The sequence below is a fragment of the Acinetobacter sp. YH12144 genome (genome assembly GCF_013418345.1).
GTDB classification, from domain to species: domain Bacteria; phylum Pseudomonadota; class Gammaproteobacteria; order Pseudomonadales; family Moraxellaceae; genus Acinetobacter; species Acinetobacter amyesii.
In genome coordinates this window covers 18,469-28,161 of sequence record NZ_VPCD01000028.1, presented here as the reverse complement: position 1 = coordinate 28,161, position 9,693 = coordinate 18,469, and the positions used below count along the sequence as shown (strand labels likewise).

Below are 9,693 nucleotides of genomic sequence, written 5' to 3'. Positions count from 1 at the left end.
ATGGGAGTGCATGAGCTGTGGTACAGCTCATGATCGAGATATAAACTCAGCTCTAAACATTCTTGCGCTTGGGCATAAGCGTCTAGCTGTAGGAATCACCCTCTTTTAAGGGGGTGAGGATGTCAAATTTGCTTTCCGCTGTCATATGTTTTTGTTTAGAATCATCCATACCAAAGCGAATAAACAGGCATAGGCATGCAAACGAATATCACTGAACCATCTTCCAGCACAACCTTACAGTATGTGCATTGGTTCCGTCATTCTGCACCCTATATTAATGCGCATCGCAACAAAACCTTTGTCATCATGTTTGATGGTGAAGCGCTGCAACATGAAAATTTTCAACACATTATTCATGATATTGCCTTATTACACTCACTTGGTATTCGTCTAATTTTGGTGCATGGTGCTCGTCCGCAAATCAATCATAATTTACAAAGCAGCGGCATCAAGACACCATTTCATCATCACCGTCGCATCACCACTCGCGAATCCTTACCTGCGGTGATGAATGCCGTCGGTTCCATTCGTCTGCAAATTGAAGCCCTCCTGTCTATGGGTTTAGCCAACTCACCGATGTACGGCGCGCGTATTGATGTGGTCTCAGGCAATTTGGTCACGGCAAAACCGTATGGCATTCGTGACGGTATCGATTTTCAACTGTCTGGTGAAGTTCGTTCCGTCGATATCGATGCGATTCAACGTCATTTAGAGAGCCAAAATATTGTGGTGCTTGGGCCAACAGGTTATTCCACGACAGGTGAAGTGTTTAATTTATTGGCTGAAGAAGTTGCGACCAAAACCGCCATCAGCTTAAAAGCGGATAAGTTGATTTTCTTGGGCAAACAACATGGTTTGCACAATGAACATGGGCAGCTACAACGCGAAATTACGCCTCATCAACTTGATCAGCATATTTTGCAATATCAAGATTCTAACCCCGACATAGCCCTGCATTTAAGCGTTGCCAAAGATGCTTCCCTTCAAGGCGTACACCGTGTTCATCTCATTTCCTATGCCTATGATGGCGCATTGATCGAAGAATTGTTCACGCGTGACGGCTCTGGCACCATGATCACTGATGCGCATTATGAAGAAGTGCGTACTGCCGATATTCAAGATGTTGGCGGCTTAATCAATCTCTTACGCCCTCTCGAACAAGAAGGCATCTTGGTTTATCGCTCACGCGAACGTCTGGAAAATGAAATTGGACAATTTGCAGTGATTGAACGTGACGGTACGATTTTGGCCTGCGCTGCGTTATACCCGATTCCTGTCACAGGGAATGAAAAACGCTCTGCTGAAATCGCGTGCGTAGCTGTGCATCCGGGGTATCGAAAATCAAATCGCGGTAGCCAAATTTTGCATTATTTAGAAGAAAAAGCGCGAGATTTAGGTATTGAACAATTGTTTATTTTGACCACACGGACAGCGCATTGGTTCCTTGAACAAGGTTTTGAACAAGTCAGTGTCGATGACTTACCGAATGCCCGTCAGGCCTTATACAACTACCAAAGAAACTCATTGGTTTGTAAAAAGTCACTTTAAAGTGGCTTTTTTTATGCGCTGAATAGCATTATTTTGCATAAGGTTATGCCTAATCCCTTGGCTATCCCCCTCAAATCACTTTGCAAGCCACAGAATAACCATATCTGCCATTTAAATAACCCAAATAAATAAATAATTTCAATAACTTAAAATAATACTTTGACACATTATATGTTTTTCTAAAATCATAATTTTTCATAAGTTTTGCTGATTTTTATTTATCTTTTTTCCTGATTTTAAATTTAAGTTTTCTTATTTTTTTCGAAAAAGAAAACTCTTTAGCTTATGTGTTCATAAATCAACAGTTCTGCAAATTTAGACCTTTATAGGAGCAACACATGCGTACTCACAAAGTAAAACTTTGGACAAAAACACTTGTACTGTCTACAGCGGTTGTGGGTGCCATGATGATGTCGGGCTGTGGCAAAAAAGAGGCTGATGAAAATGTCACCTTAAATATTGGCTTCCAAAAATATGGCTTATTGCCAATTTTAAAAGAACGCGGAACCTTAGAAACAGCCTTAAAAAGCCAAGGTGTAAATATCAAATGGGTGGAATTTCCTGCGGGTCCACAGCTGCTTGAAGGGCTCAATGTGGGCAGCGTGTCATTTGGTGAAGTCGGTGAAGCACCGCCTATCTTTGCTCAAGCCGCTCAAACCGATTTGGTTTACATTGCCAACCAACCTGCAGTTCCAAAAGCTGAAGCGTTAATTGTGCAAAAAGATTCGGCTATTCACAGTATTCAGGATTTAAAAGGTAAACGTGTGGCCTTAAACAAAGGCTCAAACGTGCATTACCTGTTGCTCAAGCTGTTGGAAGCCAATCAGCTTAAATTTAGCGACATCAATGTCGTGTATTTACCACCTGCCGACGCACGTGCTGCTTTTGAAAAAGGTGCCGTTAATGCATGGGTAATTTGGGACCCGTTCCTTTCTGCTGCTGAGCATCAACTTAATGCTCGCACCATTGCCAATGGCGAAAACTTGGTGAAGAACTACCAGTTCTATTTGGCCGATCGTAAATTTGCTCAGGAAAATCCAAAAGTGCTGCAAGCTGTGGTGAATGAGTTGAATTTGACCACGCAATGGGTCTCAAAAAATCAAGACGAAGCGGCCAAGTTACTCGAAGGCAAAACCGGCTTAGGTCTAGATGTGCTTAAAACCTCAATTTCCCGTTTAGGCAATCAAGTGACGCCGATTACTACACAAGTGGCGCAAGAGCAGCAGCAAGTCGCTGATGCGTTTTATAACGAAAAATTAATTCCCAATAAATTAAATATTGAGTCGGCCATTATCAAATAAGCCGACTACAGCATAAGGGCGATGCCATGCGTATTCTAAGAACATTTTCCATACTGACTTTAGCCACTTTGGGCCTTGGACTCAGTGCCTGCCAAAAACAAGAAACAGCACAGCAGGATGGTGAAAAACCAACTGAAACAGCCGTAAAAACCTTGGTTATCGGTTTCCAAAAATCAGCCTTAAATTTGTTGGTTGCCCGTGAACAAAAGCTCTTTGAACAACAATTTCCCGGTGCTCACATTGAGTGGAAGGAGTTCCCTGCTGGCCCACAAATGTTAGAAGCCCTTGCGGTCGGTGCGGTGGATTATGGCTATGTCGGCAACACCCCGCCTATTTTTGCCCAAGCTGCCAATAAAGACCTGAATTATATTGGCTATGAAGTGGTGCCTGAACAGTCGCTTGCTGTCGTGATTCCAGCGGATAGCTCAATCAAAACCATTCAAGAATTACGTGGCAAACGCGTTGCTGTACAAAAAGGCTCGAGTGCGCATGAGTTATTAGCCAAGACTTTAGAAAAAGCCGGTTTGACGTGGAGCGACATCCAACCAATTTGGATTCCACCAGCAGATGCACGAGCCGCATTTGATAAAAAATCAATTGATGCATGGGCCATTTGGGACCCGTTTTTATCTGCAGCGGAGTTGGATGCTCAAGCTAAAGTGCTGATTCAATCTGGTGATTTTCCAAAGACCTATTCATTTTATGTGGCAAATCCAAAAGTCGTTCAAGCACACCCTGATGCCCCAGCTAAATTTTTAAAGGCCCTAGACGCTTCCGATCAGTGGATTGTGAAGAACCAAAATGTGGCTTTAGAGATTTATCAAAACAGCACTGGGCTGCAAAAGAATATTGCTGCGCAAGCCTTTTCACGCCGATCCAAACCATCTCCTGTGCGCTCGCTGACACCCGAGGTCATACAAGCACAGCAAAATATTGCGGACTTATTTAAACAAGTCCAACTGATTCCAAACAACATTCAAGTCCAAAAGCAAGTTTGGATACCTTCATCACATTGATACCCGAGCCATCAAAAATACAAGGAACTGAACATGAAAATTTTCTGGTTTATCCCTACCCACGGTGACAGTCGCTACTTAGGAACAAGTAAAGGTGCACGCCAAGTCGATCATGCCTACATGAAGCAAATTGCAGTAGCGGTGGATAATCTTGGCTATGAAGGCGTTCTGATTCCGACAGGTCGTTCATGTGAAGATCCATGGCTTACAGCTGCAAGCTTGATTGATGCCACTAAAAATCTAAAATTTCTAGTCGCTCTACGTCCGGGGGTGACAACGCCTGCACTGACTGCACGTATGGCAGCAACATTTGACCGTTTATCTGGCGGTCGTATCTTACTAAACTTAGTCACAGGCGGTGATGAGCAAGAACTCAAGGGTGATGGTGTCTATGAAGATCATGCGACGCGTTACCAAACTGCCGCGGAATACACCACGATTTGGCGTGAAATTTTAACCCGTTCACATACTGGTGAAAGCTATACCTTCCATGGCGAACGCCTGAGTGTGGACGACGCAAAATTACTTTATCCACCGGTACAAAAACCGTATCCACCACTATGGTTTGGCGGTTCTTCAGAGGCAGCTGTTGATCTGGCAACGGATCAAGTTGACACCTATTTGACTTGGGGTGAGCCACCTGCTGCGGTAAAAGAAAAAATTGCAGTGGTGCGTGAAAAAGCCAAAGCCAAAGGACGTGAACTGAATTATGGCATTCGTTTACATGTCATTGTGCGCGAAACCAATGAAGAGGCATGGAAAGCAGCTGAAGAGCTGATCCAATATGTCGACGATGACACCATTGCAGCTGCGCAAGCCAAGTTCAAAACCATGGACTCTGTTGGTCAACGCCGTATGGCTGAACTGCACAACGGCGACCGTAGCAAATTAGAAGTATCGCCAAACTTATGGGCGGGTGTTGGCCTGGTTCGTGGTGGTGCAGGTACGGCACTCGTTGGTGATCCTGAAACGGTAGCCGCACGTATCCAAGAATATGCCGATCTAGGAATTAGCACCTTCATTTTCTCTGGTTACCCACACCTTGAAGAGTCTATCCGTTTTGCAGAATTGGTGTTCCCACTACTGCCATTGGAAACACGTCAGAAATTGGTTCAACCTAACTTAACCGGCCCATTTGGTGAGATTGTCGCGAACAATTACACACCAGATGAAAATAAAAAAGCTGAAAAGATTCAGGAGCCGGCCTAATGTCCAAAACTGTTTCTGTTGAAACCTTCAAAGCACCGAAGGTTTCACGTGGAACACAACTCGGGCAGCGTTTGCTGCCTTGGTTGTTTCCTATTGCATTAATTATTGTGTGGCAAATTGCCTCTGTTACAGGGCTGTTAGAAAGTCGTATTTTGCCTGCGCCAAGTGCGGTGGTGGTGGCCTTTTGGAACTTACTGATCAGTGGTGAACTGTGGAAGCATGTTCAAATCAGTGCGGGTCGTGCTTTGGTTGGACTTCTAGTCGGTGGTGGTTTAGGTCTTTTTTTAGGGCTGCTAAATGGTTCATCCAAAACAGCATCGACGTTACTCGACACCACACTGCAAATGATCCGCAACATTCCTGCTCTTGCCCTGATTCCCTTGGTGATTTTATGGTTTGGGATCGATGAATCGGCCAAGCTTTTTTTAGTCGCTATCGGCGTATTCTTTCCCATTTATATCAACACCTATCATGGTATTCGCTCTGTAGATCCTCAACTGATTGAAATGGGCAAAAGCTACGGTTTGAGTGGCTGGCAACTGTATAAAGAAATTATTCTGCCAGGGGCGATGCCATCTATTTTAGTTGGTCTGCGTTTTTCACTCGGTCTCGTTTGGGTTTTGTTGATTGTGGCAGAAACCATTTCAGCACAAGCCGGCATCGGTTATATGACCATGAACGCACGTGAATTTCTGCAAACCGACATCGTCTTGGTCGGGATTTTATTGTATGCCCTACTCGGTAAATTGGCCGATGTACTGGCTGTTGCCTTAGAAAAATATTTACTCCGTTGGCACTCGGGTTACCAAAAATAAGGAGCATGTGATGACCGATTTAAGCATAAGCCGTCATGCAGACGACTCAACCCAACCTCAGCGTTCTTCTGTCGAGGATATCAACCCCCATGCGGTGTTGGGCGCAGAGATCCTGATTGAACAACTACACAAATTTTATGGCGATGTTAAAGTCCTTGAGGACCTTGACCTACATATTCAACCCGGTGAATTCTTGGCAATTGTCGGTCGTAGTGGCTGTGGTAAAAGTACCCTGCTTCGCCTCATCGCCGACTTAGAAAAACCGAGTTATGGCGAAATTAAATTTAAGTCTGCTCGTCATATTCGTGAAGGCATCACAAGTGATGATATTCGTGTGATGTTCCAAGACCCTCGCCTCCTGCCTTGGCGTAGCATTGAGAAAAATGTACAACTTGGTTTAAGCAAAGACCAACACGCCAATGCTACAGCACTCCTCGAAAAAGTCGGTTTAAAAGACAAAGCGGGGCTTTGGCCAACACAGCTATCAGGGGGGCAACGTCAACGTACTGCACTGGCACGTGCTTTGTCACATAAACCACGCATTTTGCTGCTAGATGAACCACTGGGTGCGCTCGATGCCTTAACACGTTTAGATATGCAGAATTTGATTGAAAAACTCTGGACTGAACAAGGTTTTACCGCAATTTTGGTCACACATGATGTAAGTGAAGCCGTGCAGTTGGCAGACCGTATAATCTTGCTCGATAAAGGCCATATTGCCAAAGAATTTCGTGTCGATTTGGCCCGTCCACGAAAAAAAGGCATTGAATTTACTGAACTTGAACAACAGGTCTTACAAGCAGTGTTGGCCACTTAAGCTGTACTTGTGCAGGAAATCATCACTTAAACTGTGTGACTTCCTGTCCTGTTCTAGAGCAATATCGCAACATAACCACGTTTAGCATTTAGGGGAGATTTATCGCCTGTTGACAAATACATCACAAAAATTACGACAAATCATATAAATCCATGACTAAAAATAATGATTTATTTAAATTTCACCCTAAAATGATTATTTGAAATATTATGGCATTCGTCGTATTTATTTGACCGTTGAATAGAATAAACTGCCAAAATTCATAAAATTAGAAACGATGATTGTGCACAAATCTGTTGATTTGCCGTACAATTCAATATTCCCTTTTCATTTTCTTAAAAGAGCTAATGGAACAAAAAAAGAGTACCCAGAAACGCCACCAGTTGCTTAATGCAGCACTGGATGTCTTTTCCCTGTATGGCTTCAATGGCGCCAGCTTGGATGAGATCGCACAGATTGCAGAAATGCATAAATCGAATATTTTCTATTACTATGAAAATAAAGAAGCGCTTTATGTTGAAGTTCTGACAACGGTTCTACAAAAGTGGCTTGCTCCGCTACAAATGTTGGAAGCAGACCTTGAGCCTGAAGAAGCGATCACCAATTATCTATTGCAGAAAATTGAAGTATCTCGTACGCAACCGAAAGCCTCACGTTTGTTCGCACTTGAAGTCATTCAGGGCGCACCACACATTCTTGAAATTTTAAAAGGCCCACTAAAAAAATTAGTGAAACGCAAAGCCAAAGTCATTAGCAACTGGCAAGAGCAAGGTAAAATTTCAAAAGATATTGATCCAGAACTTTTAATTCTGAACATTTGGGCAATTACGCAAAACTATGCTGACTTTGCAACCCAAATGGAAATGGTCACTGGAAAAACCTTACGTAATCGCAGTATGCAACAACGGATTATTCAACATACCGTTCATATGATGCTTTACGGTGTAATTCCACGCCCAGAAAAGTAAATTGAATTGGGTCGAATTGGCATACGACCATAGCATTCTATGGTCGCCGACCGAAATTAGCTAAATGCCTTATTTGACTGTTTGATATAATTTCAATAATTTCTTTGCGCCGAATAATAAATTTTCTTCCCAATCCAGATGCGCTGTGTCATTCGCACCATCGGTAATATATTTTACCGATACAAAGCGAACACCCAGTTTTTTACATACTTTAGCGATTGCGTAGCCTTCCATATCGACAAGATTACACGGTACTTTCGGCAGCCCAGTTTCAAAGCTGTCGCCTGTACCACAAATTCCTTTAGGCAAATGGCTAAACATGCTCTCTGGCTGAATTTCAGCAGGATGATCGGTATCCATCGGCGTCACCCCCACATCAAAACCCAAAGGCGATACATCCATATCCCGTTGTACAAATTGAGCTACTTCAACCAAAGCATGTGCATCAAAATGTGAACTTCCCGCAGTGCCCAAATTCAGCAAAGTATGACATCCGGTTTTTTGAATCACATCAAAGGCTTTAAATGCGGCATTGACTTTACCAATACCACTGTAATGTACTTCAATGCCTGCGGCTTCAAACAAGCCTTTAGATTCACTCGGCAGTGCCATAATTAAAGCGATTTGCTGACGCATAGCGGTCTCCTCAAATTGATGCCTTCATATAGCATACATTTGCACGTGCGCAGAAAAAATCATCTTCAAAAATCACATTGCTCAGAAAATAAATTCCTCACGCAGATTTGAATGCTATCAAATTTGAAATTGCATCGGCCGCTTGCCAATAAAAGATGGTACCAATTGTTGGTCATGACGTAAGGCATCTAAAATCTTCTCTAAGGCAATATGTGCCATATCCCCTCGTACACTATGCGAATGGGTCATCGGCATATGCTCGATGCCAGCTCTTCGCGCTGACAAAATTTTAATGTCTTGTTTGTTGACCACCCAAGTATAGGCATTCACAGCCGGCATCAATGCCTTAGACAACAATTTTGGAATCGGAAATTTATAACTGACACAGGTATAAACCCGTGACTCATACGGCCCCACAGGGCTAATCAGACTATTAAACACCATGCCCGATGGCTCTCCCCAATGGTATTCCACCAAGGTAATATTCGGCGCGATAAAACTGTCGCGGTGGACCTGTTCAGCACCATGCGGATTGGTCAGCCATGGCATCATGCCGACATCTGCATCATGGTCATGATAGTCAACGACTACTTTGCGCGGCCCGACATCTATGGTGGCATCCACGGCTTTTCCCGACTCTGAACGAAACCAGCCTTCATGGACAAATATGGTATGGGTTACATCCATTATATTCTGTGCAACAGCGCCCATCTCGCCATCATAACTGCCGACCATGTAATAGCTGACCCAGCCGGCTTGATCATAAAACGGTAATTTAAATATTTCCGGGCGTTCCTGTTTGGGCTTTTCACCGAGATAAATCCATACCACCCCATCTTGCTCACATACATCAAAACTACGCTGTTTAAAGGGATGCGGTTTTTCTGGAAAAAATTGTCCATTGACACTAGGAATATGCGCCACATGCCCATCGCCCTGATACGACCAACCATGATATGGACATGTCACGCAGCCATCGGTCATTTTACCCTTAGACAAAGGCACACCACGATGCACACATTGATCGAGCAATGCAGCGGCTGTTCCATCTTTTTGTCGGAACAGAACAAATTTTTTACCATGCAGGGTGGCTGAAAAAGGCTGATCTTTTTTGAGTTCTTTAGAGGTACAAGCGACGTACCATTCTTCTAATAATCCTTTGGCATCATCCCAAAAACGGGTTTGATTACACATAATTCGATCCTTATTTTTATCTTTTTTGTTTTAATCCATAATCCTTACTCTAGCACCTACACTACAAGCAAGTTTATATCTCGAAACCTGTTGATCTCTTAAAAATACGCGCAAATTTTATACATGAATGTTTTGCTTGGATAGCAAAATAACGTAACTGCATCACACGCTTGCAGAAGCTCTATATTT

At 43.3% G+C, this 9,693-nt stretch carries 10 protein-coding genes; 8 read left to right on the top strand and 2 right to left on the bottom strand.

The annotated features are described in order from the left end of the window. From FTU79_RS15190 to FTU79_RS15155, 8 genes are all read left to right on the top strand, one after another. A partial coding sequence (locus FTU79_RS15190; RefSeq protein ID WP_179994364.1) for a zinc ribbon domain-containing protein occupies positions 1-109 on the top strand: 109 nt, incomplete at its 5' end. 86 nt (positions 110-195) lie between these two features. Further along, the gene (gene argA / locus FTU79_RS15185; RefSeq protein WP_180004326.1) at positions 196-1,548 is read left to right on the top strand and encodes an amino-acid N-acetyltransferase; all 1,353 of its coding nucleotides are present in this window, start codon (positions 196-198) and stop codon (positions 1,546-1,548) included. A 338-nt stretch (positions 1,549-1,886) separates the two neighbouring features. Beyond that, positions 1,887-2,849, top strand: coding sequence for a sulfonate ABC transporter substrate-binding protein (locus tag FTU79_RS15180; RefSeq protein WP_180051188.1), 963 nt, complete (start codon positions 1,887-1,889; stop codon positions 2,847-2,849). A gap of 26 nt (positions 2,850-2,875) precedes the next feature. Beyond that, positions 2,876-3,865 carry an aliphatic sulfonate ABC transporter substrate-binding protein gene (locus tag FTU79_RS15175; protein ID WP_180051185.1) on the top strand — a complete coding sequence of 330 codons (990 nt, stop codon included), beginning with the start codon at positions 2,876-2,878 and terminating at the stop codon, positions 3,863-3,865. Positions 3,866-3,898: 33 nt separating this feature from the next. Beyond that, positions 3,899-5,074, top strand: a complete 1,176-nt coding sequence (gene ssuD, locus FTU79_RS15170) for an FMNH2-dependent alkanesulfonate monooxygenase (RefSeq protein WP_180051181.1) — start codon at positions 3,899-3,901, stop codon at positions 5,072-5,074. After that, positions 5,074-5,889 (top strand): aliphatic sulfonate ABC transporter permease SsuC, encoded by an 816-nt coding sequence (gene ssuC / locus FTU79_RS15165; protein WP_078190647.1) that lies wholly within the window; start codon positions 5,074-5,076, stop codon positions 5,887-5,889. Before ssuD ends, ssuC begins: the two co-directional genes overlap by 1 nt. A 10-nt stretch (positions 5,890-5,899) precedes the next feature. Next, positions 5,900-6,706 (top strand): ABC transporter ATP-binding protein, encoded by an 807-nt coding sequence (locus FTU79_RS15160; protein WP_078190648.1) that lies wholly within the window; start codon positions 5,900-5,902, stop codon positions 6,704-6,706. A 347-nt stretch (positions 6,707-7,053) separates the two neighbouring features. Beyond that, positions 7,054-7,674 (top strand): TetR/AcrR family transcriptional regulator, encoded by a 621-nt coding sequence (locus FTU79_RS15155; RefSeq protein ID WP_078190649.1) that lies wholly within the window; start codon positions 7,054-7,056, stop codon positions 7,672-7,674. Positions 7,675-7,743: 69 nt separating this feature from the next. On the opposite strand, the gene FTU79_RS15150 is transcribed toward FTU79_RS15155, so the two are convergent. Together FTU79_RS15150 and FTU79_RS15145 are read right to left on the bottom strand one after the other, a co-directional pair. Continuing rightward, positions 7,744-8,310, bottom strand: coding sequence for a 5'-nucleosidase (locus FTU79_RS15150; RefSeq protein WP_111886021.1), 567 nt, complete (start codon positions 8,308-8,310; stop codon positions 7,744-7,746). Positions 8,311-8,427: 117 nt separating this feature from the next. After that, complete coding sequence (locus tag FTU79_RS15145) at positions 8,428-9,504, bottom strand: aromatic ring-hydroxylating dioxygenase subunit alpha (RefSeq protein ID WP_180051178.1); 1,077 nt, start codon at positions 9,502-9,504, stop codon at positions 8,428-8,430. Positions 9,505-9,693: the final 189 nt, after the last annotated feature.